General features: G+C 64.1%; 21 protein-coding genes. 12 read left to right on the top strand and 9 right to left on the bottom strand.

Annotated elements, in window-relative coordinates; translation table 11 throughout:
• Positions 1–31: 31 nt before the first annotated feature.
• From C2L66_RS05070 to C2L66_RS05105, 8 genes are all read left to right on the top strand, one after another.
• Positions 32–1,270, top strand: a complete 1,239-nt coding sequence (locus C2L66_RS05070) for a YbfB/YjiJ family MFS transporter (RefSeq protein WP_060601607.1) — start codon at positions 32–34, stop codon at positions 1,268–1,270.
• Positions 1,271–1,517: 247 nt separating this feature from the next.
• On the top strand, positions 1,518–2,549 hold the full coding sequence (locus C2L66_RS05075; RefSeq protein ID WP_060601604.1) for a threonine aldolase family protein: 1,032 nt from the start codon (positions 1,518–1,520) through the stop codon (positions 2,547–2,549).
• A gap of 193 nt (positions 2,550–2,742) precedes the next feature.
• Positions 2,743–3,891, top strand: coding sequence for an iron-containing alcohol dehydrogenase (locus C2L66_RS05080; RefSeq protein WP_054934240.1), 1,149 nt, complete (start codon positions 2,743–2,745; stop codon positions 3,889–3,891).
• Positions 3,892–3,921: 30 nt separating this feature from the next.
• Entirely contained in the window at positions 3,922–4,377 is a 456-nt protein-coding gene (locus C2L66_RS05085) for an acyl-CoA thioesterase (protein WP_060601600.1), read from the top strand.
• 3 nt (positions 4,378–4,380) lie between these two features.
• Positions 4,381–5,331, top strand: coding sequence for a branched-chain amino acid ABC transporter permease (locus C2L66_RS05090; RefSeq protein WP_060601597.1), 951 nt, complete (start codon positions 4,381–4,383; stop codon positions 5,329–5,331).
• Positions 5,324–6,583 (top strand): branched-chain amino acid ABC transporter permease, encoded by a 1,260-nt coding sequence (locus C2L66_RS05095; RefSeq protein WP_103323682.1) that lies wholly within the window; start codon positions 5,324–5,326, stop codon positions 6,581–6,583. Before C2L66_RS05090 ends, C2L66_RS05095 begins: the two co-directional genes overlap by 8 nt.
• A complete protein-coding gene (locus C2L66_RS05100) occupies positions 6,580–7,350 on the top strand; it encodes an ABC transporter ATP-binding protein (RefSeq protein WP_054934244.1) in 771 nt (256 codons plus the stop codon). The genes C2L66_RS05095 and C2L66_RS05100 overlap by 4 nt, the downstream gene beginning before the upstream one ends.
• Positions 7,347–8,084, top strand: coding sequence for an ABC transporter ATP-binding protein (locus tag C2L66_RS05105; protein ID WP_060601594.1), 738 nt, complete (start codon positions 7,347–7,349; stop codon positions 8,082–8,084). Before C2L66_RS05100 ends, C2L66_RS05105 begins: the two co-directional genes overlap by 4 nt.
• 927 nt (positions 8,085–9,011) lie before the next feature.
• Here the strand turns inward: C2L66_RS05105 and iolB are convergent.
• The 7 genes from iolB to C2L66_RS05140 all read right to left on the bottom strand — a co-directional run bounded on the left by iolB (position 9,012) and on the right by C2L66_RS05140 (position 18,041).
• Entirely contained in the window at positions 9,012–9,818 is an 807-nt protein-coding gene (iolB, locus tag C2L66_RS05110; protein ID WP_060601592.1) for a 5-deoxy-glucuronate isomerase, read from the bottom strand.
• Positions 9,815–10,735, bottom strand: a complete 921-nt coding sequence (iolE, locus tag C2L66_RS05115; RefSeq protein WP_060601589.1) for a myo-inosose-2 dehydratase — start codon at positions 10,733–10,735, stop codon at positions 9,815–9,817. The genes iolB and iolE overlap by 4 nt, the downstream gene beginning before the upstream one ends.
• 10 nt (positions 10,736–10,745) lie before the next feature.
• Entirely contained in the window at positions 10,746–12,692 is a 1,947-nt protein-coding gene (gene iolD / locus C2L66_RS05120) for a 3D-(3,5/4)-trihydroxycyclohexane-1,2-dione acylhydrolase (decyclizing) (RefSeq protein WP_060601587.1), read from the bottom strand.
• Positions 12,689–14,701 (bottom strand): bifunctional 5-dehydro-2-deoxygluconokinase/5-dehydro-2-deoxyphosphogluconate aldolase, encoded by a 2,013-nt coding sequence (locus tag C2L66_RS05125; protein ID WP_060601584.1) that lies wholly within the window; start codon positions 14,699–14,701, stop codon positions 12,689–12,691. The genes iolD and C2L66_RS05125 overlap by 4 nt, the downstream gene beginning before the upstream one ends.
• Positions 14,702–14,800: 99 nt before the next feature.
• Positions 14,801–15,604 carry an ATP-binding cassette domain-containing protein gene (locus C2L66_RS05130; RefSeq protein ID WP_054934264.1) on the bottom strand — a complete coding sequence of 268 codons (804 nt, stop codon included), beginning with the start codon at positions 15,602–15,604 and terminating at the stop codon, positions 14,801–14,803.
• A 13-nt stretch (positions 15,605–15,617) separates the two neighbouring features.
• The gene (locus tag C2L66_RS05135) at positions 15,618–16,784 is read right to left on the bottom strand and encodes an ABC transporter permease (RefSeq protein WP_054934265.1); all 1,167 of its coding nucleotides are present in this window, start codon (positions 16,782–16,784) and stop codon (positions 15,618–15,620) included.
• A 201-nt stretch (positions 16,785–16,985) separates the two neighbouring features.
• A complete protein-coding gene (locus C2L66_RS05140; RefSeq protein ID WP_054934261.1) occupies positions 16,986–18,041 on the bottom strand; it encodes a sugar ABC transporter substrate-binding protein in 1,056 nt (351 codons plus the stop codon).
• 293 nt (positions 18,042–18,334) lie between these two features.
• Here C2L66_RS05140 and C2L66_RS05145 point away from each other — a divergent pair, with 293 nt between their 5' ends.
• From C2L66_RS05145 to C2L66_RS05160, 4 genes are all read left to right on the top strand, one after another.
• Positions 18,335–19,216, top strand: coding sequence for a MurR/RpiR family transcriptional regulator (locus tag C2L66_RS05145; RefSeq protein ID WP_035990317.1), 882 nt, complete (start codon positions 18,335–18,337; stop codon positions 19,214–19,216).
• Positions 19,209–20,228 carry an inositol 2-dehydrogenase gene (gene iolG, locus C2L66_RS05150; protein ID WP_054934262.1) on the top strand — a complete coding sequence of 340 codons (1,020 nt, stop codon included), beginning with the start codon at positions 19,209–19,211 and terminating at the stop codon, positions 20,226–20,228. The genes C2L66_RS05145 and iolG overlap by 8 nt, the downstream gene beginning before the upstream one ends.
• Positions 20,228–21,247 carry a Gfo/Idh/MocA family oxidoreductase gene (locus C2L66_RS05155; protein ID WP_060601581.1) on the top strand — a complete coding sequence of 340 codons (1,020 nt, stop codon included), beginning with the start codon at positions 20,228–20,230 and terminating at the stop codon, positions 21,245–21,247. Before iolG ends, C2L66_RS05155 begins: the two co-directional genes overlap by 1 nt.
• Positions 21,248–21,375: 128 nt before the next feature.
• Entirely contained in the window at positions 21,376–21,606 is a 231-nt protein-coding gene (locus C2L66_RS05160) for a sulfurtransferase TusA family protein (RefSeq protein WP_035537843.1), read from the top strand.
• Between the two features lie 805 nt (positions 21,607–22,411).
• Here C2L66_RS05160 and galU read toward each other — a convergent pair.
• A complete protein-coding gene (gene galU, locus C2L66_RS05165) occupies positions 22,412–23,293 on the bottom strand; it encodes a UTP--glucose-1-phosphate uridylyltransferase GalU (RefSeq protein WP_035990323.1) in 882 nt (293 codons plus the stop codon).
• A 71-nt stretch (positions 23,294–23,364) separates the two neighbouring features.
• Entirely contained in the window at positions 23,365–26,238 is a 2,874-nt protein-coding gene (locus C2L66_RS05170) for a valine--tRNA ligase (protein WP_060601578.1), read from the bottom strand.
• Positions 26,239–26,362 lie beyond the last annotated feature (124 nt).

The raw sequence follows: 26,362 nt of genomic DNA on the forward strand, positions 1-26,362 counted from the left end.
TGGAAGAAGCCGACCACCGCCCCAATCCCCGATGAACGATCTCACCACGCGCACCCTCCAGCCAAACCTCGCTTCCCCCGATGCCGCGCGCCGCGCGGCGCTCGCCTGCATGGCGGCGCTTGCCGTCGCGCTCGGTATCGGCCGCTTTGCCTTTACGCCGCTGTTGCCGCTGATGCTCCACGGCGGCGAGCTGGATATCCGGCACGGCGGCTGGCTCGCGTCGCTCAATTACGCGGGCTACTTCCTCGGCGCGATCGCCTGCGTCGCGGTGCGCGTGGAGGCGGCGCGGGTGGTGAAGGCGGGCCTCGCGTCGACGGTGCTGCTCGTGCTCGCGATGGGCCTCACGCATCAGTTCTGGATTTGGGCCGTGGTACGTTTCATCGCGGGCGCGATCAGCGCGTGGACCTTCGTGTTCGCCTCGCAATGGGGCTTGCGCCGGCTCGCCGAGCTGGGCGCGAACGAGTGGGGCGGCGTGATCTACACCGGTCCGGGCCTCGGCATCGCGGCGACGGGCCTGCTGGTCAGCGCTGCGGGCGGATATGGCGCATCGGCGGGCTGGATCGGCTTTGGGCTCGTGTCAGCGGTGCTGACCGTGCTCGTGTGGCGCACGTTCGAGCCGGCAACGACGGCAAAGGGAAGCGCAGCGGCATCGACGCGGAAAAACGCCGCGGTGCAGACGGATGCGCATCGGCAGCGCGTGCATCTGCACCGCGCGGATGCGTTCTGGCTGATCGTCCTCTACGGCGTGCCCGGCTTCGGCTACATCATTACCGCGACGTTTTTGCCCGTGATCGCCCGCGCCGCGTTGCCGGTGGGTTCGCCGTGGCCCGACCTGTTCTGGCCGATGTTCGGCGGCGCGCTGGTCGTGGGAGCGCTAGTGGGCGCGCGCTTACCGGCGCACTGGGACAACCGCACGCTGCTGGCCGGCTGCTACGTGTTGCAGGCGCTCGGCATCCTCGCGGGCATCGTGTCGCCGACGGCGGCCGGCTTCGCGCTCGGCAGCGCACTGATTGGCTTGCCGTTCACGGCAATCACCCTGTTCGCGATGCGCGAGGCGCGCCGGCTGCACGGCGACAACGCCGCGGGATTGATGGGCTATGCGACAGCGGCCTACGGTCTTGGGCAGATCGTGGGTCCGCTGGTCGCCGCGCCCATCGCCGCGCATACCGGTTCGTTCACGCTGGCGTTGTGGCTGGCCGCGCTCACGCTGCTCGCGGGAGCCGTGGGTCTCGTCGTGGTGACGGCGCTGCGCCCGTCATTGCGCGCCTGAGCAAAAGCCCCGCGAGCCTGGACAGGCGCTGACGAACAACGCCCCCGAGCGCCACGACGACGGGACAACCACCAGCGCACTCGCTCCACTGGCCGTGCAACCGACTCTCCCGCACGGCCTCCCATCCTCACCACGCCGGCCGTTCGCGCCGGATCAAACCCGCCAGAAACCAATTCAGCACCCGCCGCACTAAAATGTCCGCTTTCCAGTCATCATTGCGCGCTCATCGCCGGGTGCGCCGCCTGCCATGCAACATTTTGCGTCGGACAACTACGCCGGCATTTGCCCCGAGGCGCTCGAAGCGCTGATCGCCGCCAACCACAGCGGCCACGAACCGGCCTACGGCGACGACTCGTGGACGCAGCAAGTCTGCGATCGCCTGCGCAACCTGTTCCAGACAGACTGCGAGGTGTTCTTCGTCTTCAACGGCACGGCGGCGAACTCGCTGGCGTTGGCGTCGCTGTGCCAGTCCTACCATTCGGTGATCTGCCACGAACTCGCGCACATCGAGACAGACGAATGCGGCGGTCCCGAATTCTTCTCGAACGGCTCGAAGCTGCTGACGGCGCCGGGCGTCGGCGGCAAGCTCACGCCCGATGCGATCGAAGCCGTCGTCACGCGTCGCGCCGACATCCACTATCCGAAGCCCAAGGTCGTGACGCTCACGCAATCGACGGAAGTGGGCACCGTGTACAGCGTCGAGGAAATCCGCGCGATTGCCGCGATCGCGAAACGCCGTCATCTGAAGGTGCACATGGACGGCGCGCGCTTTGCGAACGCCGTCGCCGCGCTCGACGTGCATCCGTCGGAGATCACGTGGCGCGCGGGCGTCGACGTGCTGTGCTTCGGCGGCACGAAGAACGGCTTGCCCGTCGGCGAGGCGGTCGTGTTCTTCGATCGCGCGCTCGCTGATGATTTCGCTTACCGGCTGAAGCAGGCGGGGCAGCTTGCGTCGAAGATGCGCTTCATCTCCGCGCCGTGGCTCGGCCTGCTCGACAACGACGTCTGGCTGCGCAACGCGCGCCACGCCAACGCGATGGCGCAACTGATGGAATCGCGCCTCGCGGACATTCCGGGTGTGAGCATCATGTTCCCGACGGAATCGAACGCGGTGTTCGCGCAATTGCCGCCGCAAGTCGCGAAGGCGATGCGCACGCGCGGCTGGAAGTTCTACGAGTTCATCGGCGCGGGCGGCTGCCGCCTGATGTGCGCATGGGACACGCAGCCCGAAACGGTCGAGCGCTTCGTCGCCGAGGTCCGCGAACTGTGCGCCGCCTGAGTTGCGTGCGGCGTGCGCCCGGCGTCTGGACGCGCCGACGCGGCTTGCCATTCGAGTTCATCGGGCGGCCGGGTCAATGACGGAGCAGCAAGACGGCAACGCGTAGCGCTTGCCGTGATGGTCGCAGTCAGGCGCTCTCGCCGTTCCGGCGGCGCGAGCACGGAATCCTCGATAACAACGGAGACGCATCGCCATGGCCTACATCTACTATCTGACGCACATTCATCTCGGCTACGACGCGCTCGCGCAGTTGCCGGCGGAGTGCGAGCGCTCGGGCATCAGGCGGCCGCTCGTGGTGACGGACAAGGGCGTAATGGCGGCGGGCGTCGCGCAGCAGGCAATTGACGCCTTGAAGCTGCCCGGCGTGCCCGTTTTCGACGACACGCCTTCGAACCCGACGGAAGCGATGGTGATGGCGGCTGCGCAGCGCTATCGTGAGGAAAACTGCGACGGGCTGGTGGCGATAGGGGGCGGCTCGTCGATCGATCTGGCCAAGGGCGTGGCGATCATGGCGACGCATGCGGGCACGATGACGGATTACGCGACGATCGAAGGCGGCAGCGCGAAGATCACCGACAAGGCCGCGCCGCTGATCGCGATTCCGACCACGGCAGGCACGGGCAGCGAAGTGGCGCGCGGCGCGATCGTGATCCTGAACGACGGCCGCAAGCTCGGCTTCCACTCGTGGCATCTGCTGCCGAAGGCGGCTATTTGCGACCCGGGCCTCACGCTCGGCCTGCCGCCGTCGCTGACGGCCGCCACCGGCATGGACGCGATCGCGCACTGCATCGAAACGTTTCTCGCGCCGTCGTTCAACCCGCCCGCCGACGGCATCGCGCTCGACGGTCTGGAGCGCGCCTGGGCGAACATCGAACTCGCGACGCGCGACGGCCAGAACCGCGACGCGCGCCTGCATATGATGAGCGCCTCGATGCAGGGTGCGATGGCGTTCCAGAAGGGACTGGGCTGCGTGCATTCGCTGTCGCATCCGCTTGGCGGCGTGTCGGTGAACGGGCGCACGTCGCTGCATCACGGCACGCTGAATGCCGTCGTGCTGCCTGCCGTGCTGCGCTTCAACGAAAGCGCGCCGTCGGTGGTCGAGAATCGCCGCTATGCGCGCATGCGCCGCGTGATGAATCTGCCGGAGCACGCCGATCTCGCCGCCGCGCTGCACGACATGACCGCGCGCCTCGGACTGCCGACGGGTCTGAAGCAAATGGGCGTCGACGACAGTGCGTTCGACAAGGTCATCAAGGGCGCGCTCGCCGATCATTGCCACAAGACGAATCCGCGCGAAGCGACGGCCGACGATTATCGGCGGATGCTGATCGAGTCGATGTAAGCGCCGTACCTTCATCCAACCGCACACGACATGAACAGACCCGCTCCCGCGCCGCGTACGGCCTATCCGCATTTTCTGTCCATCGCCACGCGCTGGATGGACAACGACGTCTATGGCCACGTGAACAACGTCGTCTATTACAGCTACTTCGACACCGTCGTGAACGAGTATCTGATCCGCAGCGGCGTGCTCGATATCGAGCACGGCACGACGATCGGCCTCGTTGTCGAGACGCAGTGCAACTACTTTGCGCCGATCGTTTTTCCGGATCGCATCGATGCGGGCGTGCGCGTCGTGCGGCTCGGCACGTCGAGCGTGCGCTACGAAGTGGGGCTTTTCAGGGAAGGCGACGCCGAGCCCGCTGCGCAAGGGCATTTCGTGCACGTGTACGTGGATCGCGAAACGCGCCGTCCCGTCGCATTGCCCGACAGCCTGCGCGGGGCGCTCGAGCCGCTGCTCGTCACACAAGACGCGCCGGCAGGCTGACGCGTGCAGGCCTTCGTCATCGATGCGCTGAACGGCGTGAGCTACGGCTTGCTGCTGTTCATGCTGTCGGCGGGATTGACGCTGATTTTCAGCATGCTCGGCGTGCTGAACTTCGCGCACGCGAGCTTCTACATGCTCGGCGCGTACGTCGGCTTTTCCGTGGCGGCACGCGCGGGTTTCTGGTGGGCGCTCGTCATCGCGCCGCTCGTCGTCGGTCTGATGGGCGCGGCGCTCGAACGGTGGCTGCTGCGGCGTGTGCGGCCGCATGGGCATCTGGCGGAATTGCTGCTGACGTTCGGCGCGGCCTATCTGATTGGCGAGGGCGTCAAGCTCGTGTGGGGCTTGCAGGCGTTGAGCGCCGTCGTGCCGACAGCGCTCGATGGTCCGCTGCTGGATGTGTACGGCGTCGCGTTGCCGCGCTATCGCGCGTTCATGATGGCCGTCGCGATGGCGATGCTGGCTGTGTTGTACGCGGTGCTGCGCGTGTCGAAAGCGGGGCTGATCGTGCGCGCGGCGCTCACGCATCCGCAAGCCGTCGAAGCGCTCGGCCACGACGTGCCGCGCGTCTTCACCGGCGTGTTCGCGGCGGGCACGGCGCTCGCCGCGCTGGCGGGCGTGATCGGCGCGCCGCTGTTCGTGCTCGAACCGGCGATGGCCGAATCGGTGGGGTCCATCGTGTTCGTCGTGGTCGTGATCGGCGGGCTGGGGTCGCTCGGCGGTGCGCTCGTCGCGTCGCTGGTGATCGGCTGCGTGCAGACCTTCGTGGTCGCTACCAATATTCCGCTCGGCGACCTGTTCGGCGACCTGTTCGGCGACTTCGGCAACGCGCTGCCCGCCGCGTGGAGCGCGCTGACGCTCGCGCAGCTTGCACCGCTCGTGCCGTACCTGCTGCTCGTCGCGATGCTTGCCGTGCGCTCGCGCGGCTTCTTCGGACAACGCGACGACGATGCGTGACGTGAATCAGGCGCACGATGCGCCACCCGCCTCGCCGCCCCGGCCGATATGGCGCGCCGCGTTGCCGTGGGCCGCGCTCGCGGCGCTGCTCGTCGTCCCGCCGTGCCTGTCGACGCAAAGCTGGCTCGTCGCCTGGCTCGCGCAGACGGCCGCGATGATCGTGTTCGCGCTGTCGTACAACCTGCTGCTCGGCGGCGCGGGTCTGCTGTCGTTCGGGCATGCGGCTTCATCGGGGATCGGCGCATTGATCGCCGCGCATCTGTTCAATCGCGTCGGCGTGCCGTTACCGCTGCTGCCGTTGGCGGGCGGCATCGGCGGCGCGCTGTTCGGCGCGTCGTATGGCCTCGTTGCGACGCGTCGCGCGGGCACCGCATTCGCGATGATCACACTCGGCATCGGCGAACTCGTCGCGGCTGCTGCGTGGACCTTGCCCGACTGGTTCGGCGGCGAAGCGGGCGTCGCGATCGACCGCACGACGGGCGTCGCGGTGCCGGGCCTGACGTTCGGACCTGCGCGCGAGGCCTACGCGCTGATTGCGTTGTGGTGCGCGCTCGCCGTGATGGCGATGCGCCTGCTGTCGCGCACGCCTTTCATGCGGCTCGCGAATGCCGTACGCGACAACCCGGTCCGGGCGGCGGCCATCGGCTGTTTTGCGCGCCGCGTGCGTTATGAGGTCGTCGTGTGGTCGTCGTTTTTTGCGGGCATTGCGGGGACGCTCGGGCTGATCAATGTCGAACTGGTATCGACGGAAAGCGTCGGCATGCTGCGCTCGGGTTCGGTGCTGATCGCGACGGTGATCGGCGGAAGCGGGGCGTTTTTCGGGCCGGTGGCGGGCGCCGTCGTGCTGACGTTTTTCAGTGTCGTCGTGGCGGGCGCGACGCGCGCGTGGCTGCTGTATCTCGGGCTGTTCTTCGTGGTCGTGGTGGTGTGCGCACCCGATGGCATCGCGGGATGGATGCGGCGTCAAACCGCACGCATGTCACGCGATGGCTGGCGCGCGTTTCTGCCGTGGTTGGCTTGCCGGATGACGGGCGCAGGCGCGTGGTCGCTTGCCGTCGTGCTGGCCGTGCAATGGGCGTACGGGCAACGCTTCGGCACCGAAGAACGTGCGAGCTTCTTCACGACGATCGCTCCCCTATGGCTCGCGGCATCCATGCTGTGCCTCGCCGCGATCGGCTGGCTGACGATGCGCGTGGCTGCGCGCATGGACGGAAAGCACGACGCCCGGGCGCGCGCGGAGGTGGGCGAATGATTCCTGCCATCGCCGTGCGACGTCTCGACAAGCGCTTTGGCGCAACGCGCATCCTGCGCGGCGTCGATCTGATGGTGGAGCCGCACGAACGTCACGCGCTGATCGGTCCGAACGGTGCGGGCAAATCGACGCTCTTCAATCTGATCGCGGGCGCGGCGCGGCCGAGCGCGGGCCGCATCGAACTGTATGGCGCGGACATTACGCGTCTTGCGCCTGCCGCGATCTGCCGTCGCGGACTCGCACGCAGTTTTCAGACGACGAGTTTCTTCGCGAAGCTCAGCGTGTTGGACAACTTGCGCTGTGCCGCGCAGATCGCGAATCGCGACCGCATGCATTGGTGGCAGCGCTACACCGCGACGCGCGAGGGTGACGAGCACGCCGAGCAGGTGCTGGACGCCGTCGGCCTGGGCGAACGGCGCGACGTGATCGCGGGCACGCTGAGTTATGCGGACCAACGCGCGCTCGATCTTGGACTGGCGCTGGCGAGCGGCGCGCATACGCTGTTGCTCGACGAACCGACGGCGGGCATGAACCGCGCCGAGGCGGCGCGCGCGGTCGAACTGATCCGCGCGGCGACGGCGGGCCGCACGCTGCTGATGGTCGAGCACGACATGGACGTGGTGTTCGGTCTCGCGGATCGGATCAGTGTGCTCGTGCGAGGCGAGGTGATTGCGACGGGCACGCCGGACGCGATTCGCGCCAATCCCGCCGTGCGCGCGGCGTACCTGGGCGATATCGGCGACGCCGAGCGGGGAGGGGGGCGATGAGTCCGTTGCTGGAAATTCGCGATCTGCGCGCGTGGTACGGCGCGAGCCAGGTGCTGCACGGCGTGGATCTGCGTATCGAAGCGGGCGAAGCCGTCGCGCTCGCGGGGCGCAACGGCTCGGGCCGCTCGACGCTGGCGAAGGCGATCATGGGGTTCGTGCGCACGCAGGGCGTGATCCGTTTCGCTGGACAGTCGCTGGAGGGGCGGCGTGCGTTCGAGATCGCGCGGCTCGGAATCGGCTATGTGGCTGAACAGCGCGATGTATTTCCGACACTGACGGTGCATGAGAACCTGCAACTGGGCCTCAAGCCGCGTAACGGCGGACGCGCCGCGCGCTTCACGCTGGACGACGCGCATACGCTTTTTCCCGTGCTGCGCGAACGCGCGCGCACGAAGGCAGGTGCGTTGTCGGGCGGCGAGCAGCAGATGCTTTCGGTGGCGCGTGCGTTGCTGGGCGATCCGGATCTCGTCGTGATCGACGAGCCGACGGAAGGGCTCGCGGGGCAGGTCGTTGGACAGCTTGCAGCGGCTTTGATGGTGTTGCGGGAGCGTGGTGTTGCGATGCTGTTGATCGAGCAGCGGCTCGTGATCGCTGATCGGGTTGCGAGCCGTGTTGCTGTGATGGGGCATGGGGAGGTTGTGTTTGACGGGGCGATGGAGGTGTTCCGTGCGCGGCCGGATGTGGTGGATGAGTGGCTAGGGGTGAGTGTTGGCATTCGCGGTTTGGCTTCGTGATTCATGCTCTTTGGGGTTTGCGTTTGCGCTGGCATCCGCGGTTTTGGGTTTTGCGCTGGCATCCGCGAATTGTTAGCGTGCTTCACGCGTCGCCCCTGTGCGGGGCGGCACCTACTTTTCTTTGCCGCCGCAAAGAAAAGTAGGCAAAAGAAAGCGGCTCACACCGCCAATTCTTGACGTTTGCCCACGGGCCCCCAACGTCCCCACACTTCACACACCAGTGGCCCTGGTTGGTGCCCGTTGCCAGCGCTTCGAACAATCGCCTCACCCTCTTCATGCACCCGTACAAAGGCCAGCGGCAGCGAATGATATGGGCCGCCCAGGTGGCAAACTGTGTGTAGGTCGTCGCGCCGTATAACCTGGCGCTCCTACATGGAGGTATGCGCGTGCTATCGGTCCGAAGTGAAGCGTGTGAAGCACTGAGGGCCTACACACAGTTTGCCACCTGGGCGGCCGTGGATTGTCTGGCGCGGCATGCTGTGCTGCGGGTGCGTGAAGTGGGTGAGGCGCACGGCAAGAGCGCTTGCAATGAACACGAATGACGTGATTGCCGTGTGAAGCGTAAGAACCTTTGGGGGCCCTCAGGCAAGAACTAGCACTGGCGGTGTGAGCCGCTTTCTTTTGCCTACTTTTCTTTGCGGCGGCAAAGAAAAGTAGGTGCCGCCCCGCACAGGGGCGACGCGTGAAGCAAGCTAACGAATCGCGGATGCCAGCGCAAAGGCTAAAACACCAAACCTTGACGCATGAAGCACGAAGGCATAGCGCGGAAGCCAGCGCACAGCAAAAGCAAAGCAATCCACGCCCAAGTGTCAAAGACAAAAGTCAAAGACAAAGGTCAAAGACAAAGGTCAAAGACAAAGGTCAAAGACAAAAGTCAAAGACAAAAGTCAAAGACAAAAGTCAAAGACAAAAGTCAAAGACAAAAAATCACCCCTTCGAATCCCGCTCAACAATCCACTCATGCCGGGGATCATTCTTGAAATGCCACGTACGTGTAGGCCCGGCCATGACATTAAGATAATAAGAGTCATACCCATAAGGCACGACGACAGGATGATACCCACGCGGCACCATCACGACATCGTGATCCTCAACCGCGAGAGACTCATCGATATCCCGCTCATCGGTATACACGCGTTGAAACGCAAACCCTTGCGGCGGACTAAGCCGATGATAATAAGTCTCTTCAAGAAAGCTTTCCGCAGGAATATTGTTGGTATCGTGCTTATGCGGCGGATAGCTGGACGAATGCCCACCCGGTGTGCGCACCTCGACAACCAGCAGCGACTCAGCAGGCTCAGTCTGCGGAAGAATATCGCAAACATACCGCGTATTCGCGCCCTTACCGCGCACGGACCGCTTCATCTGAGAAGACTCGATCAGCCGCGCAGGATACTCGCCCCTGGCAGGCGCACTGGCCACACCCACCTCCGCGCGCCGATTGGCACGAACAGTCGCCCGCACACCAGGCGGCAAATAAACCGCCACAGGCGCGCTGTCCTCGAATACGCTGTCACGCGAGCCAAGCGCCGTCCACGTCTGCGCATCCGTTTCGATATCGACGGCACCCGCCATCACGACAATACACACTTCGCGCGACGCTTCCAGCACGTGCACGACCTCGTTCGCTTCCATCCGGTAAGCGGCGAAGCCAACATATTTCCAGCCCGCTGATTCGGGCGTCACGCGCGCGATCGTCTGGCCTTCGCGCTGCGCCTTCACGAGCAAACTCATGCTGCCTCCTGTGCGACATCGAGCGGTGCATCGACGAGCGTGCGTAGCGTGCGATAACCCTTCTGCGCATAAGCATACGACGGCGCGACGGCCGGGTCCTGCTCCGCCTCGACCACCAGCCAGCCGCGATAACCGTGACGCTTCAACGTATCGATGATCGCGGAAAAATCGACGGCGCCGTCGCCGGGCACCGTGAACGCGCCCGCAATCACCGCGTCGAGAAAGCTCCAGTTGCGATTGCGCGCGAGCTTCATCACGGCAGGGCGCACGTCCTTGCAATGCACGTGACACACACGGCCGACATGCCGGTTGAGCACCGCCAGCGCGTCGCCGCCCGCAAACGTAATGTGTCCTGCGTCGAACAGCAGGCCGACGTCGTCGCTAGTCAACGCCATCAGACGGTCGACGTCGGCGGGCGTTTCGACATACGCACCCATGTGATGGTGATACGCGACGCGCACGCCCTTGCTCAACGTATAGCGCGCAAACTCATTCAGGCGTCTTGCGTACGTGCTCCATTGCACATCGGTGAAAAAGCGCGGCCTTTGATAAAGCGGCAACGGCGAGCCCTGAATCGTGTTGTGCACTTCGCCGTAGACCATCACCGTCGCGCCGTTCTTCGCGAGCAGTTCCAGATGCGAATCGGCGGCCTTGCACTCGTCCTCGATGCTGCGGCTGAAATCCGCGAGCCGCCCCGAATACCACCCGGACACGAGCGACAAATCATACTGTTTGAACAGCGCCTTCAACGCCTCGGGCTCGCGCGGAAACTTGTTCCCAAGCTCGAACCCCTGATAACCGATCTCGCGTCCTTCCGTGAGCGCGACGTCGAGCGGCGTCTCGCCGCCGAGCGACGGCAGATCGTCGTTCATCCACGACAGCGGATTGATGCCGATGCGTACTTCGAACTGACTCATGTGCGCTTCCTCACTCGTTGTCTTTGCCACGCGCGCTGATATGCGCTTCGTAATCGGCGCGCGCCTTGCGCACGCCTTCGCGCTGCGACACCTCCGGCACGGCGACTTCCCACCACCAGCCTCCTTCGTCCGTGGTGCGGGCGGCGTCGGTGTCGATGCAGACCAGGTACGTGCGGTCCGCAGCGCGAGCGCGCTGCATCGCCGCTTCGAGTTCCTGCACGTTCGCAACGTGCTCGGCCTGCGCACCCATCGCGCGCGCGTGCGCCGCGAAGTCGATATGCGGCGCACCAGGCGCGCCTTGCACGCAGTCGTCGAACATGTTGTTGAACGGCGCGCCGCCGCAGGCCTGCTGCAAGCGGTTGATGCAGCCATAGCCGCGATTGTCGAGCACGACGACGATCAGCTTCGCGCCCAGCATCACGGAGGTGGCGATCTCGCTGTTCATCATCAGATAGCTGCCGTCGCCGACCATCACGATCACTTCGCGCTCGGGCCGCGCAAGCTTGGCGCCGAGTCCGCCCGCGATCTCGTAGCCCATGCACGAATAGCCGTACTCGACGTGATAGGCACCCGGACGTCCGGCGCGCCATAGCTTGTGCAGTTCGGCGGGCAGCGTGCCCGCCGCGCAGACCACGATGTCGTCCGTCGTGGAGCGCGTGCTCGATCGCTGCACCGCGCCGATCACGTCGGCGTCGTAGGGAAGGACGCGCTTGCCTGCCACGTCTTGCGGTGCGTGCGTGAGCTTCTGCACGATGTCGCGCCATTCGCCTGCGCGCTGCTGCGCACGCGAGGTCCACGCCGCATCCGCCCGCCAGCCTTCCAGGCGCGACGACAACGCATCGAGCGCGAGCCGCGCATCGGCCTGCACGATGCAGCCGCGATGCTTGATGGCGTCGAACGCATTCGCGTTGATGCCGATCACCTGCGCCTGCGTGAAGAGCGTATTCGAGCCCGTCGTGAAGTCCTGCAGACGCGTGCCGACGGCGAGCACGCAATCGGCGTCGTGGGCGATGTCATTTGCGCCGGGCGATCCCGTCACGCCGAGCGAGCCGAGATTCAACGGATCGTCCCACGCGAGCGCGCTCTTGCCCGCCTGCGTCTCCGCAACGGGAATGCCGTATCGCGTCGCGAACGCTTTCAATGCATCCGTCGCACGGCCATAGAGCACGCCGCCGCCGGCGACGATCATCGGCTGCTTCGCGTTGCGCAGCATCGCCAGCGCTTCGTCGAGTTCATGCTCGACGGGCGCGGGCGCATGCAGCTTCACCACGCGCGGCGCGAAGAAACCGGCCGGGTAGTCGTACGCGGCGGCCTGCACGTCTTGCGGCATCGCCAGCGTGACGGGACCGCACAGCGCGGCATCCGTCAGCACGCGAATCGCGCGCGGCAAGGCGTTGAGCAGTTGCGCCGGATGCACGATGCGGTCGAAGTAGCGCGACACGGGCTTGAACGCGTCGTTGGCGGAAATGCCGCCGTCGTGGAAGTCTTCGACCTGCTGCAACACCGGGTCCGGCGCGCGGGATACAAAAACGTCGCCGGGCAGCAGCAACACGGGCAAGCGGTTCACATGCGCAAGCGCCGCCGCCGTGACGAGGTTCGTCGCGCCGGGACCGATCGAGGTCGTCACCGCCATCATCCGCCGCCGGAAGTGCGCTTTCGCGAACGCGATCGCGCTGTGCGCCATCGCCTGTTCGTTGTGCGCGCGATAAGTCGGCAGTTCGTTTCGATACTGATAGAGCGCCTCGCCGAGGCCCGCGACATTGCCGTGCCCGAAAATCGCGAACACGCCGCCGAACAGCGGCTCGGTGCCCGTGCCGTCTTCCGTTTCGACGCGTTGCGCGGCGAGATAGCGGACCACGGCCTGCGCGGCCGTCAGACGGATCGTGCCGTCCGCCGATACCTGCGCCGCCGTTTCAGACGAGGTCGTCACATCGTGATGCAACGCACGTTGGTTCATGCTGCCTGCTCCTGACGGATGGTATGCGAGCCCGCCGCATGCGCTGTACCACGGCTTTCGCGCCACGAGCGGATCAGCGTTTCGAACGTGCGGCGCACCCGCGCGATCACTTCGTCGTCGTCGATCTGGCCCGCGAGCCATGCCTGGCTCGCCTCGTAATGGATCGTGCGGCCGACGGTGAAGCCCTTGCAGGCCTTCGATTGCGCAGCGGCACGGAAGCCTTCGATCATCTGCTCGACCGGGGCCGACAAGCCGAGCAGCACGACGCCGCGGCAGTACGGATCGCGTTCCTGGATCAACGCATCGACGGCTTGCCACTGCGATGCTTCCATCGGTTCGAGCTTCCACCATTCCGGATAGATACCGATGTTGTAGAGCCGCTTCAACGCGCGATAGACGATATCCGGGCCTGCGGGCAAGCTCTTCGGCGGAATCACTTCGAGCAGCAGTTCGTGGCCGGATTCCTGCACGGCATCGTAGAGCGCGCGCAGTTGCGCTTCCTGTTCGATGCGCTGTTCGATCGGCTCATCGGGATGAAACTGGACGAGGCACTTCACCACGTGCTCGCGCGGCCAGCTCGCGAGCGTCGTGCCGATCGAGCGCCCATGATCGAAGACGAGCGGCACGGAGCCCGGCAATTCGACCGGCCTGCCGATCCACCAGCCACGGCCCGTCGCCGCGTTGAGCGCGTCCTGGCCGTAACGGTCGTCGATCAGCACCGCGGTCTTGCCTTGCAAGCCGAGCGCTGCTTCCGTTTGCGCGACGGCTTCGACGAACAGGCTCTTCAGCTTCGAAATGCGCGACAGGTCCGCGCCTGTCTGCTGCGCGAGTTCGAAGAACTGGTTGCGGTGATCGAAGGCGAAACCGAGCACTTCGTCGTAGGTCTTGCGTGCAGGCGTCACGCGATGCAGGCGTGCGAGCGTCGCGTCGCGATCGGGGCGGCGCATGCGCGCCGGGTCCGCTTTCGCTTCGCGCAGGAAGTAATCGAGTTCGGCGGGCGTCGGCATCGCGGGTGCGCAGCCGTGACGCGACACGACCAGCGCGCCGCTCGCGTTCGCCGCGCGCGCGCAGGCTTCGAGCGGCTCATCGCGCAGCCAGCCCGACAGGAAGCCGGAAGCGAATGCATCGCCCGCGCCGAGCACGTTCAGCACTTCGACTTCGACGCCGCCTTGAACCGGCGCATCGTCGATGGAAGCGGGCACGTCGCCGTCGAAGATCTGGCAGCCGAGCGGCCCGCGCTTCACGACGAGCGTCGCGGGCGTCACCTTGCGGACTTCCCTGAGGCACTCGATCAGCGAGTCCTTGCCGCCCGCGATCCGAAACTCTTCTTCAGTGCCGATCACGAGATCGAAGAGGGGCAGGATGCCTTGAAGGTGGGCGCTCACGCTGTCGTTCGCGACGAAGCGCGTTTCGCCGTCGGCTTTACCGGTGAGTCCCCACAGCACCGGGCGATAGTCGATGTCGAGCACGGTGCGCACGTCGTTGCTGCGCGCATAGTCCAGCGCGCGGCGGCTCGCGCGGTTCACCTGTTCTGTCGAGAAGTGCGTGCCCGTGATCAGCAGCGCTTTCGACGACGCAATGTAGGCCTCGTCGAAATCTGATTCGTCGACGGCCATGTCCGCGCAGTTCTCGCGATAGAAAATCAGCGGGAACGTGTCGCGGTCTTTCAGGCCGAGCAGCACGAGCGCGGTCAGCCGTTCGTGGTCGGTGCGCACATGGCTGACGTCGCAGCCTTCCTTCGTCAGCGTCTCGGTGAGGAAGCGGCCCATGTGGTCGTTGCCGACACGCGCGAGCATCGATGCATTCAGGCCGAGCCGCGCGCAGCCGAACGCGATGTTCGCCGACGAGCCGCCCAGATACTTCGCGAAGCTCGCGACGTCTTCGAGGCGCGAGCCGACTTGCTGCGCGTACAGATCGACGGCGAGCCGGCCCAGACAGACGATGTCGCGGCTGCGGCCCGCTGCGAAGCGGCTCGCGTTCTGGGGCGTGGGTTGATTGGTAAGAGCCATGAGTGTGTCCTGAGTGTGCTGGCACAGATGCGTGCGAGATCCGGGCTGTGCATGGGACCAGAGTAGGGCGCTAAAGCGCCGACTCTGGTCGACAGATGATCAAATCGTCGCGCCTTCGAGTTCGCCGATCATCTTCTGCATTTCGGCGCCGCCCGCCATCATGTCGAGCACTTCGTCCTTCGTAATGGTTTCTTTCGTGTACGTGCCCATCGACTTGCCCCGGTTGAGCAGCGTGAACGAATCGCCGATCGGATACGCGTGATGCACGTTGTGCGTGATGAAGATCACGGAGATGCCCTTCGCGCGCGCCTTGTGAATCAGCTTCAGCACGTTGAAGCTCTGCTTCACGCCGAGCGCGGCCGTCGGTTCGTCGAGAATCAGCACGCGGGCACCGAAGTGAATGGCGCGTGCAATCGCGAGACACTGCCGTTCGCCGCCCGACATCGTGCCGATCGGCTGATGCGGGTCGCGCACGTTGATGCCCATTTCGGCGAGCTTGTCGCGTGCGATGCGCGCGCTCGTGTCGAGGTCCATCACGTTGACGAGACCAAACAGCTTCTTCTGCGGCTCGCGTCCCATGAAGAAGTTGCGCGCCACGGACAGCAGCGGCACCAGCGCGAGATCCTGGTACACGGTCGCGATGCCCATATCGAGCGCATCGCTCGGCGATTCGAACAGCACTTTCTTGCCGTCCACGAGATAGTCGCCGGCAGAGGGCTGATGCACGCCCGCGAGCGTCTTGATGAGCGTCGATTTGCCCGCGCCGTTGTCGCCCAGCAGGCAGTGCACTTCGCCGCGCCGCAGGCGCAGCGTGACGCCCGAGAGCGCGATTACCTTGCCGAAATACTTGCTGACGTTTTCGAGCGACAGGATGACGTCGTCTTGGCTGAGAGTGTCGGACATGGTCGTCTCCCGATTACGATTGCGCGACGCGACGGCGCACATAGTGGTTGAACAGCACCGCGATCAGCAGCATCACGCCGAGGAACACGCGGAACCAGTCCGAACTGACATTCGTATAGGTGATGCCGATCTGCACCACGCCGAAGATCAGCGCGCCGAAGCACGCGCCCACCACCGATCCATACCCGCCCGTCAACAGCGTGCCGCCAATCACCGCGGCGATGATCGCCTCGAATTCCTTTTGCAGGCCACGGTCGGCAGCGGCGGAACCGATGTCGCACACTTGCAGCACGGCGAACAGGCACGAGCAGAACGCGGTCAGCACGAACAGCGAGATCTTCACGCGGCGCACGGGCACGCCGACGTTCTTCGCAGCGTTGGCATCGCCGCCGACAGCGAGGACCCAGTTGCCGTAGCGCGTCTTCGCCAGTACGAACGCACCGATTGCCGCAAGCGCGAACCACCACAGCACGACTTTCGGAATGCCCGGCACGAGCGGCTGGCCGTTTTCGAGCAGCGAGCCTATGCCCATGTGCGCGAGACTCGTGAACAGTCCACGCAGCGCCACGCCATGGAACAGGAAGTTGGTCACGGCATCGGACTGGGCGAGATCGCCGACGCCGGAGATGATCGTGCGGTCCGCGACCATGATCGACAGCGCGAGCGTCAGGCCGCGCAGGATGAACAGGAACGCGAGCGTCACGATGAACGACGGCAGGCGCGTGCGCATCACCAGATAGCCGTTCAGCGCGCCAAGCGCCATTGATCCGGCGAACGCGAAAATGATCGACGCCCAGATCGGCCAGTGGAAGTAGACGGACGGAATTGCGACCATCATGCCCGCGAAGCCGATCATCGAACCGATCGACAGATCGAACTCGCCCGCGATCATCAGCAGGCACGCGCCGACGGCGAGGATGCCGAGATAGGCGGAGACCTGTGACCAGTTCATCACGCCGTCGAGGTTGAACATGCCCGAGCTGCCGGCCGTGAGGGCGAACACGAGGAATACGAGCACCGTGCCGGAGATCGCGGCAAACTCGGGGCGGTTCAGCAGATGCCCGAAGAACGATTCCTTTCTGATGCGCTCGTCGCTTGCCGCTGCCGGCTGGGGAGGTTGCGCTTCATTGCCCGTCGCGTCGTGACCATGCGATGGATAGTGTTTGCCGGCTACGCCCATGATGTCTCCTATGTCGGCTTTGCTGCGCGTTTCACTCGTGCGAGTGGCGAGTGGCGAGAGGCGCAGAAAGCCGTTAAACGACGCGGTCGGGTCGCCCGACGATGGCGGCTGCATCTGCACCGGAAAGCGTGCAAAGAGCCGCCGGGGTCGCGCTGTGCTGGCGCGCCCGGTACCGCGTATGGCTGGCTAGAGGAAAGGCCGTTAGCGGTACTGGCCCGCGTACTTGATGACCTTGTCGATATTCGCCTTCGTGATGAAACCCGGACCGGAGCGGATGTTCTTCGGCCCATACGACGGCTCGAGGCCGTAAGTTTGCAGACGTTCCTTGAACTTCGGATTGGCCTGCAGGATCTGCCGGATCTTCGTCGGATCGGTCGTGTGTTCCTTCTTCACGATCGCCAGCACGGCGACGGCGATATAGCCTTGCAGATACGGCTGCTGGTCGATGGCGAACTGGATCGTGCCGTCCTGGATGCCCTTCGCGATGTCGTCCGAGAAGTCGAACGTGGCGAAGTAGATCTTGCCCGCGAGGCCCATCTGCTGCACGGCCTTGATGGTCGCCGAGGCGGGCGTCGGGCCGAGCGTCAGAACGGCACCCGTGTTCGGATGGTTGCGCAGATAGGCGCTCACCTTCGACTGGATCTCCGTCGGGTCCTGGCCGGAGTCGATGGTGGAGGTCTTGTAGTTCACGCCGAGCGCATCGGCAAAGCCGCGGCAGCGTTCGAACGACACCACGTTGGTCGCGAAGTGGTTCACGCACAGGAACGACTTCACGCCCGCGGCCTTGGCCTTTTCGCCCGCCGCCTTGCCTGCCACGTATTCGGGCTGGCCGATATGCATGATCGCGCCGAGCTGCGCGCTCTGTTCTTCCGTGCCGGAATTGATCGTGACGAGCGGGATCTTCTTGCCCGTGACCTTGCCGAGCGAACTCTTCAGCACGTCGAAGTCGGCGATGGTGACGATCACGCCATCGTAGTTGCGCGCCGCGGCCTGTTCGATCAGGCGCGACATGTCGGCGAGGTCGCCGTTAGGCGGATTGCGGTAGTCGGTCTCGACGTTGAAATCCTCGTCGGCCTGCTTGATCGCATTCTTGATCGTGTTCCACCACGAATCCGAGTCCGGCGCGTGGCTGATGAGCACGAACTTCGCGTCAGCGGCCTGCGCCGTCGACGCCGCCGTCATGGCGCCGATGCCTGCGGCCAGGGTCAGCGCTGCTGCCAGAACCTTGAACGAAGCCTTGCCATTGCAAAGTCTCATTGTCTCCACCTTTGTCTGTTCGTATTTGAGGGGAGCGTCTGACGCTTTGCGAGGTGATGCCGGTTCGGTGTTACGTCCGCAGTTGCGTCATCGCTCAGGACCAAGATTAGGCCAACTTTTCGAGACTTGCAATGAAAATTTCATGTCAAAGAAAAATGGAAAATCCATTCCATTTGCTTTCGGTTGTGCCTATACTCCGCAACGTCGGGACAGTGCATTGCCGTCCCCTGTCAGCCTTGCGGGACGGGATTTTGCGCTGCAAAAAAGCACACGGAAGCACAGAGGTAAAGACCATGGCGGAAGACAGCACAGAAGAGTTGCCGAGCGTCGAAGAATTGATGCAGCGCATCGCGGAAAACTACGAATCGTTGCCACGTCAGTTGAAGAGCGTGGCGACCTATCTGGAGCAGCATCGATCGAGCGTGATGGTGGATCGCACCAGCGACATCGCGGCGAGTTGCGGCGTGCATCCGTCGGCCGTGGTGCGCTTCGCGCAGCGTTTTGGCTTCTCGGGTTTCTCCGATCTCCAGGCCGTGTTTCGTCAGGCTTACACGACGCAGGGCGCGTCGTCGCAGAGCTATCAGCAGCGCATCCGCAAGCTGATCGACGAAAAGCCGGGGCGGCTGTCGGGAGGCAGCGTCGCGCGCGAATTCGTGGCGGCATGCCGCGATGGACTCGACGAACTGGAAGGCTCGCTCGACGACGCGCAGTTCGACGCCGCCGTGAAGATGCTGCAGCACGCCGACAACATTTATGTGATCGGTGTGCGGCGCTCGTTTCCGGTTGCGAGCTACATCGTCTACGCGTTGCAGCACACGCCCAAGCGCGTGCATCTCGTGTCGGGTTTCGGCGGGATGTATCGCGAGCAGATTCGCAGCGTGAAGAAGGGCGACGTCGTGATTGCGATCAGCTTCGCGCCGTACGGTAAGGAGACGCAGCATTGCCTGCGCGTCGCGCATCATCATCAGGCAAAGACGCTCGTCATTACGGATAGCCAGCTGTCGCCGCTCGCGCGTTATGCGAGCACGCAGCTGTATGTGAAAGAGGGCAGCGCGTTTGCATTCCGCTCGCTGACCAGCACGATCTGCCTGTGCCAGGCGCTGTTCATCGCGCTCGCGTACAAGCTGGAATTGAACGTAGAAGAGTCGACAGACACTGGAGGATACGATGACTGATGTGGCAGGCAAGACAATCGACGTAGCGGTGTTCGGCGCAGGGCGCATCGGCAAGATTCATGCGTCCAACCTTGCGCGGCAGCCGGGTGTGCGGCTCAAGTACGTGGTCGATGTGAACCGCGATGCAGCGGCGGCGCTCGCGGCGCAATACGGCGCGCAGGTTGCGGATATCGACGGCGCGATGGGCGATGCGTCGGTGGGCGCGACCGTGATCTGTTCGAGCACCGACACGCACGCCGACCTGATCCTGCAATCGGCGGCGCAGAAGAAGCATGTGTTCTGCGAGAAGCCTGTCGATCTGACGCTGGAACGCGCGCGTGCGTGCGCCGATGCCGTCGCGAAAGCGGGCGTCGTGTGCATGATCGGCTTTCAGCGGCGCTTCGATCCGACTTTTGCTGCGCTGAAGGCGCGCATCGATGCGGGCGAGATCGGCACGCCGGAAATGCTCGTCGTGACGAGCCGCGATCCGGGCGCGCCGCCTGTCGAGTACATCAAGCACTCGGGCGGGATCTTCAAGGACATGCTGATCCACGACTTCGACATTTTCCGCTGGATCCTCGACGACGAAGCGGACACGCTGCATGCGACAGGCAGTTGTCTGACCGATCCGGCGATCGCCGATGCGGGCGATATCGATTGCGCGGCCGTGACGATCCGCACGAAGCGCGGGCGTTTGTGCCAGATCAACACGTCGCGGCGCGCTGCGTACGGTTACGACCAGCGTTTCGAACTGCTCGGCAGCGAGGGCATGCTGCAGGCGGGCAACGTGCGTCCGACGGAAGTCACCGCGTATTCGAAGACAGCCGTTTCCAGCGACGTGCCCGAGCATTTCTTCCTCGAACGCTATCGTGCTGCGTATGCGCTCGAAATCGCGCATTTCTTCGATGCCGTCACGCAAGGCAAGCCGGTGCGCACGACGGTCGCCGACGGCCTGAAGGCGCTTGAACTCGCCGAAGCCGCGACGCGTTCGTGGCGCGAAGGGCGCGCGGTCAAGCTGCACGAGGCAGTGTGATGGGCGGCCCGCTGCGTATCGGTGTGGTGGGGCTGGGGAGGCTCGGCAAGCGGCATGCGGAGAATCTCGCGTATCGCGTGCCGGGCGCGGCGCTGGTGGCCGCGTGTAGCCCCGTCGAGGAGGAGCGTGCGTGGGCGCGCGCCGCGCTGCCGGCGCCGCGTCTTTACGACGACTATCGCGCGCTGCTCGAAGACCGCGAGGTGGATGCCGTGTGGCTCGTCACGCCGTCGGCGCTGCACGCGCAGCAGATCATCGATGCGTTGCGTGCGGGCAAGCATGTGTTTTGCGAGAAGCCGCTGTCGCTCGATCTGGCCGAGTGCGAGCGCGTGATCGCGGAGGCGCAGCGCCATCCGCAATTGCAGGCGACGATCGGCTTCATGCGGCGTTTCGATCCGAGCTATCGCAGCGCGTTCGAGAAAATCGAGGCGGGCGCGATTGGCCGGCCGTTCATGGTGCGCTCGCAGACGTGTGACCAGAACGATCCCGAAGGATTTTTCGTGCGCTTTGCGCCGACGTCGGGCGGGATCTTTCTCGACTGCACGGTGCACGACATCGATGTCGCGCGCTGGCTGCTCGGCATGCCGAAGGCGACGCGCGTGTATGCGAGCGGCGTGGTCGCGTTGCACGAGGGCTTGCGCGAGTTCGGCGACGTCGACAATGGCGTGGCGATCTGCGAGTTCGAAGGCGGGCGCATGGCGATGTTTTACGCGTCGCGCACGCTGGCGCACGGCAACGATACGGGCAGCGAGGTGATCGGGACGGCGGGGGCGCTGTATATCGGGCGCAATCCGCGCGCGAACCGTGTCGAAATCGCGGATGCGAGCGGGATTCGCAACGAGTGCACGCCGACGTTCTTCGACCGTTTCGAGGATGCGTTTTTGTGCGAGGCGCAGGCGTTCGTCGCGGCTGTCCGGGGAGGGCGGCAAAGTGGCGCCACGCTGGCGGATGCGATGGAAGCGACGCGGATTGGGTACGCGTTGCGCGAGTCGCTGACGAGCGGGCGGGCGGTCGATCTTTAAGGGTGGGTGCCCGGGTCTTCTGTACGGCTCGGGCGTGGATGTGGCGCTTGCGTTAAAATTTGGCGCTTCTGCATGAGCGCCGTAAATCGAGCACGAGCGCCACCTCACGAAGGTCGACTCCGATGGAAATTCAGATTCACAAGGAAGTGGATGCGCGCGGTCTGAACTGTCCGCTGCCCATTCTGCGCGCCAAGAAGGCGCTGGCTGATATGGAAAGTGGTCAGATTCTTAAGGTGCTGGCTACCGATCCCGGCTCGCAGCGGGATTTTGCTGCGTTTTCTAAGCAGACTGGGAATGAGATTGTTGAGGTGACGACTACGTCGGATAAGGTTTTTGTGTTTTTAATGCGGAGGCGGTAGGGGTTTTTTTGGCTTTTTGCCTGCGGCGCTTTGTTGTCTTGCTTCACGCGTCCCGCCTGTGCGTTTGCCTTTTCGCCGGCATCCGCGTTACGTTAGCGTGCTTCACGCGTCGCCCCTGTGCGGGGCGGCACCTACTTTTCTTTGCCGCCGCAAAGAAAAGTAGGCAAAAGAAAGCGGCTCACACCGCGAATTCTTGACGTTTGCCCACGGGCCCCCACCGTCCCCGCACTTCACATGGCAACGCACCGGTTCGCGTGCGTTGCCAACGTTCTCTCTGTACGTCTCAGCCGCCTCATATACCCGCGTCACTGCACGCCGTTCCAGACAGTCTGCCGCCGCACAGGTGGCAAACTGTGTGTCGGCCTTCGCGCCATACGCGCATCACTCCGGACTGGGTAGCAGGATTGGTGTTTCTGGTAAGAGCGGCAACGTATGTGGTGCGACAACCTACACACAGTTTGCCACCTGGGCGGCATGTACCATTCGCTGCCGCTGGCCCGAGTACGGGTGTTCGAAGCGGGTGAGGCGTTCATTCGAAGCGCGGGCAACGGGCACCGACGAGGGCACTGGTGTGTGAAGGATGGGGACGCTGGGGGCCCGTGGATAAGAACACGGGCTGGCGGTGTGAGCCGCTTTCTTTTGCCTACTTTTCTTTGCGGCGGCAAAGAAAAGTAGGTGCCGCCCCGCACAGGGGCGACGTCTGAAGCACGCTAACGAATCGCGGATGCCAGTGAATAGGCAAACGCCGAGCGCGAATTGCATGATGCCGCGACGCAAACCACCCCAGCGTCGCAGACAACAAAAATCACCCTTCCAGCACTGGCGACCGAGTCCGCAAATACTCTTCAAAATCAGCAGCCACTTCCGGATGCCGCAGCGCAAACTCAACAGTCGCCTTCAGATACCCAAGCTTGCTACCGCAATCAAATCGCGTCCCGTGGTACTTATAAGCGAGCACCTGCTCATCAGCGAGCAAAGACTGAATCGCATCCGTGAGCTGCAGCTCACCACCCGCACCCGGCTTCAACGCACGAATATGATCGAAGATACGCGGCTTCAAAACATACCGCCCAACCACGCCCAGGTTAGAAGGCGCAACCTCAGGCGCCGGCTTCTCCACAATGCCTGACATCTTGATAATGGCGTCTTCCCACTCCTTGCCATCAACAATCCCATACGACCGCGTCTCCGACGCCGGAATCTCTTCAACACCGATCACCGAGCTGTGATAGTGATCGAACACCTCGATCATCTGCTGCATCACAGGCGGCTTGCCGTACAGCAAGTCATCCGCAAGAATCACCGCGAACGGATTGTCGCCAACCAGCTTCTCCGCGCACAGCACCGCGTGGCCCAGACCCAGTGCCTCAGGCTGACGCACATAAAAACAGTCCACATGGCTCGGCTTGATGCTGCGCACCAGCTCCAGCAGCTTCGCCTTGCCGCGCGCTTCCAGCTCCGCCTCGATTTCATACGACTTGTCGAAATGGTCCTCGATCGCACGCTTGCTGCGGCCCGTCACGAAGATCATCTCGGTGATGCCGGCCGCCATCGCTTCCTCAACGGCATACTGGATCAGCGGCTTGTCGACGATAGGCAGCATTTCCTTCGGGCTGGCCTTGGTGGCAGGGAGGAAGCGGGTGCCGAGACCCGCGACCGGAAAGACCGCCTTTGTAACTTTTAGCATGTGTGTACCCTGCGTCCTCTGGTTTGGGATGCGCGCCGGCGCCAGGTGGCCCGGTGCGCATGCAGCGTCAATCAGGCAGGCAAGCGCGACAGTTGTGCCGTCAGCTTGCCAATCGTGGTCTGGTATTCTGCCAGCCTTTTCTGCTCCTGCTCAACGACCGCCGGCGGCGCTTTTGCAACAAAACTCTCGTTCTGCAGCTTGGCGTTACATTTCGAAACCTCTGCGTTCAGTCTCGCAATCTCTTTTGACAGGCGCTCGCGCTCGGCGGCGACGTCGATCTCCACCTTCAGCACCAGCTTGTCTGTCCCTACGATAGCAATCGGCGCGCCATGTGCCTGCGCATCCAGCGTTGCCTCGTCGGCGATGATCTGCACTTCGGACAAACGCGCCAACGCCTGGGCATAAGCCGCGAACGACGCCAGACGCTCCGCATTGCCCGTCGCCAGCAGCGGCACCCTGGTCGCCGGCGACAGGTTCATCTCGCCGCGCAGGTTCCGGCACGCGTCGACCACGGCTTTCAGATCGGCGGCCCATTGCTCGGCCGATTCGTCGATCTTGCCCGGCTCGGCGATCGGATAGGGCTGCGTCATGATCGACGCTTCGCCTTCCGCACAACCTTCCGGGTACTTCGCCGCGAGCGGCGCCACCTTTTGCCACAACGCTTCCGTAATGAAAGGAATCACCGGGTGCGCGAGACGCAGCACCGTTTCGAGCACCCGCAACAGCGTGCGGCGCGTGGCGCGCTGCTGCTCGGGCGTGCCCGTCTGGATCTGCACCTTTGCCAGTTCGAGATACCAGTCACAGTATTCGTCCCACACGAACTTGTATAGGGCGTTTGCCACATTGTCGAAACGATAGTCGGCAAAGCCCTTTTCGACTTCGGCTTCGACGCGCTGAAGCAGCGACACGATCCAGCGGTCCGCCTGCGAGAAGTCCGTGTAGCCGCCCGGGCCGCAATCGCCCGGCTGGCACGCGCCCGGCTTCGAGAAGCCGCAGTCGTGGCCTTCGCAGTTCATCAGCACGAAGCGCGTCGCGTTCCACAGCTTGTTGCAGAAGTTGCGATAGCCTTCGCAGCGCGCGAGGTCGAAGTTGACGTTGCGGCCGAGCGTCGCCATCGACGCCATCGTGAAGCGCAGCGCATCCGTGCCGAACGCGGGAATGCCTTCGGGGAATTCCTTGCGCGTTTTCTTTTCGATGGTCGCGGCCTGCTTCGGATTCATCAGCCCCGTGGTGCGCTTCGCGACCAGCGCATCGAGGCCGATGCCGTCGACGATATCGATCGGGTCGAGCGTATTGCCCTTGCTCTTCGACATCTTCTGGCCTTCGGCGTCGCGCACCAGACCGTGCACGTAGACGGTGTCGAACGGCACCTTGCCGGTGAAGTGCGTGGTCATCATGACCATGCGCGCGACCCAGAAGAAGATGATGTCGAAACCCGTCACCAGCACCGACGAAGGCAGAAACGCCTTCAGTTCGGGCGTCTCGTTCGGCCAGCCGAGCGACGAGAACGGCACGAGCGCCGACGAGAACCACGTGTCGAGCACGTCTTCATCGCGCTTGAGCGAGCCCTTGTAGCCTGCAGCGTCAGCCTTGGCGCGGGCTTCGTCTTCCGTCTTCGCGACGAAGATTTCGCCGTTCTCGCCATACCACGCGGGAATCTGATGGCCCCACCACAATTGACGCGAAATGCACCAGTCCTGGATGTTTTCGAGCCACTGGTAGTAAGTGGTCGTCCAGTTTTCCGGCACGAATTTGATCTGGCCGTTGCGCACCACGTCGAGCGATGTTTCCGTGATCGACTTGCCCGGATTGAAGGTGCCTTCCGGCGCGGGCTTGGTCATGGCGACGAACCATTGGTCCGTGAGCATCGGCTCGATGACCACGTTCGTACGGTCGCCGCGCGGCACCATGAGCTTGTGCGGCTTGACGGATTCGAGCAGCCCGAGCGCTTCGAGATCCGCGACGACCTGCTTGCGCGCTTCGAAGCGGTCCAGGCCGCGATATTTTTCCGGCGCGTTGTCGTTGATCTTCGCGTCGAGCGTGAGGATTTCGATCTGCGGCAGCTTGTGGCGCTGGCCGACCTGATAGTCGTTGAAATCGTGCGCGGGCGTGACCTTCACGACACCCGTGCCGAATTCGCGATCCACGTAGTCGTCGGCGATGATGGGGATTTCGCGATCCGTGAGCGGCAGCTTGACGGTCTTGCCGATCAGATGCGCGTAGCGCTCGTCTTCCGGGTGAACCATCACGGCGACGTCGCCGAGCATGGTTTCAGGGCGCGTCGTGGCGACTGTCAGATGGCCCGAGCCGTCCGCGAGCGGGTACTGGATGTGCCACAGGTGGCCGTTCTCCTCCTCGCTGACCACTTCGAGATCGGACACGGCCGTGAGCAGCACCGGGTCCCAGTTCACGAGGCGCTTGCCGCGGTAGATCAGGCCCTGTTCGTAAAGGCGCACGAACACTTCGCGCACGGCAGCCGACATCTTGTCGTCCATCGTGAAGTATTCGCGCGACCAGTCGATCGATGCGCCCAGGCGCCGCACCTGGCTGGTGATGATCGAGCCGGACTGCTGCTTCCATTCCCACACGCGTTCGGTGAATTTTTCGCGGCCGAGGTCGTGGCGCGACACGCCCTGCGCGTCCAGTTGACGCTCGACGACGATCTGCGTCGCGATGCCCGCGTGGTCCGTGCCCGGCACCCACAGCGTGTTTTCGCCCAACATGCGGTGGTAGCGCGTCAGGCCGTCCATGATCGTCTGGTTGAACGCGTGACCCATGTGCAGCGTGCCCGTGACGTTGGGCGGCGGCAACTGGATCGAGAAATTCTTGCGGCCCGGCTCCATGGTCGGAGCGGCGTAGCCGCGTTTTTCCCATTCGGGGCCCCATTGGGCCTCGATCGTCTGCGGCTCGAAACTCTTGGCCAGCGTGCTGTCGCTTGTCGTCATCGTCAAAATCTGCCGGAAAATGCGTGGAAAGATGCCTGAAACCTTGAATTATAAAGGGATGCGGCAGCGGCGGGCCGCGCTTGCCTGCGCGCCCGCGCATCGCGGGCGCGAGCGGCGCTGGAAT

This window comes from Paraburkholderia caribensis, assembly GCF_002902945.1.
GTDB classification, from domain to species: Bacteria; Pseudomonadota; Gammaproteobacteria; order Burkholderiales; family Burkholderiaceae; genus Paraburkholderia; species Paraburkholderia caribensis.

Coding starts and splice junctions, on each gene's coding strand:
- C2L66_RS05070 (WP_060601607.1), top strand. CDS start 32: ATGAACGATCTCACCACGCGCACCCTCCAGCCAAACCTCGCTTCCCCC.
- C2L66_RS05075 (WP_060601604.1), top strand. CDS start 1,518: ATGCAACATTTTGCGTCGGACAACTACGCCGGCATTTGCCCCGAGGCG.
- C2L66_RS05080 (WP_054934240.1), top strand. CDS start 2,743: ATGGCCTACATCTACTATCTGACGCACATTCATCTCGGCTACGACGCG.
- C2L66_RS05085 (WP_060601600.1), top strand. CDS start 3,922: ATGAACAGACCCGCTCCCGCGCCGCGTACGGCCTATCCGCATTTTCTG.
- C2L66_RS05095 (WP_103323682.1), top strand. CDS start 5,324: ATGCGTGACGTGAATCAGGCGCACGATGCGCCACCCGCCTCGCCGCCC.
- C2L66_RS05100 (WP_054934244.1), top strand. CDS start 6,580: ATGATTCCTGCCATCGCCGTGCGACGTCTCGACAAGCGCTTTGGCGCA.
- C2L66_RS05105 (WP_060601594.1), top strand. CDS start 7,347: ATGAGTCCGTTGCTGGAAATTCGCGATCTGCGCGCGTGGTACGGCGCG.
- iolB (WP_060601592.1), bottom strand. CDS start 9,818: ATGAGTTTGCTCGTGAAGGCGCAGCGCGAAGGCCAGACGATCGCGCGC.
- iolE (WP_060601589.1), bottom strand. CDS start 10,735: ATGAGTCAGTTCGAAGTACGCATCGGCATCAATCCGCTGTCGTGGATG.
- iolD (WP_060601587.1), bottom strand. CDS start 12,692: ATGAACCAACGTGCGTTGCATCACGATGTGACGACCTCGTCTGAAACG.
- C2L66_RS05125 (WP_060601584.1), bottom strand. CDS start 14,701: ATGGCTCTTACCAATCAACCCACGCCCCAGAACGCGAGCCGCTTCGCA.
- C2L66_RS05130 (WP_054934264.1), bottom strand. CDS start 15,604: ATGTCCGACACTCTCAGCCAAGACGACGTCATCCTGTCGCTCGAAAAC.
- C2L66_RS05135 (WP_054934265.1), bottom strand. CDS start 16,784: ATGGGCGTAGCCGGCAAACACTATCCATCGCATGGTCACGACGCGACG.
- C2L66_RS05140 (WP_054934261.1), bottom strand. CDS start 18,041: ATGAGACTTTGCAATGGCAAGGCTTCGTTCAAGGTTCTGGCAGCAGCG.
- C2L66_RS05145 (WP_035990317.1), top strand. CDS start 18,335: ATGGCGGAAGACAGCACAGAAGAGTTGCCGAGCGTCGAAGAATTGATG.
- iolG (WP_054934262.1), top strand. CDS start 19,209: ATGACTGATGTGGCAGGCAAGACAATCGACGTAGCGGTGTTCGGCGCA.
- C2L66_RS05155 (WP_060601581.1), top strand. CDS start 20,228: ATGGGCGGCCCGCTGCGTATCGGTGTGGTGGGGCTGGGGAGGCTCGGC.
- galU (WP_035990323.1), bottom strand. CDS start 23,293: ATGCTAAAAGTTACAAAGGCGGTCTTTCCGGTCGCGGGTCTCGGCACC.
- C2L66_RS05170 (WP_060601578.1), bottom strand. CDS start 26,238: ATGACGACAAGCGACAGCACGCTGGCCAAGAGTTTCGAGCCGCAGACG.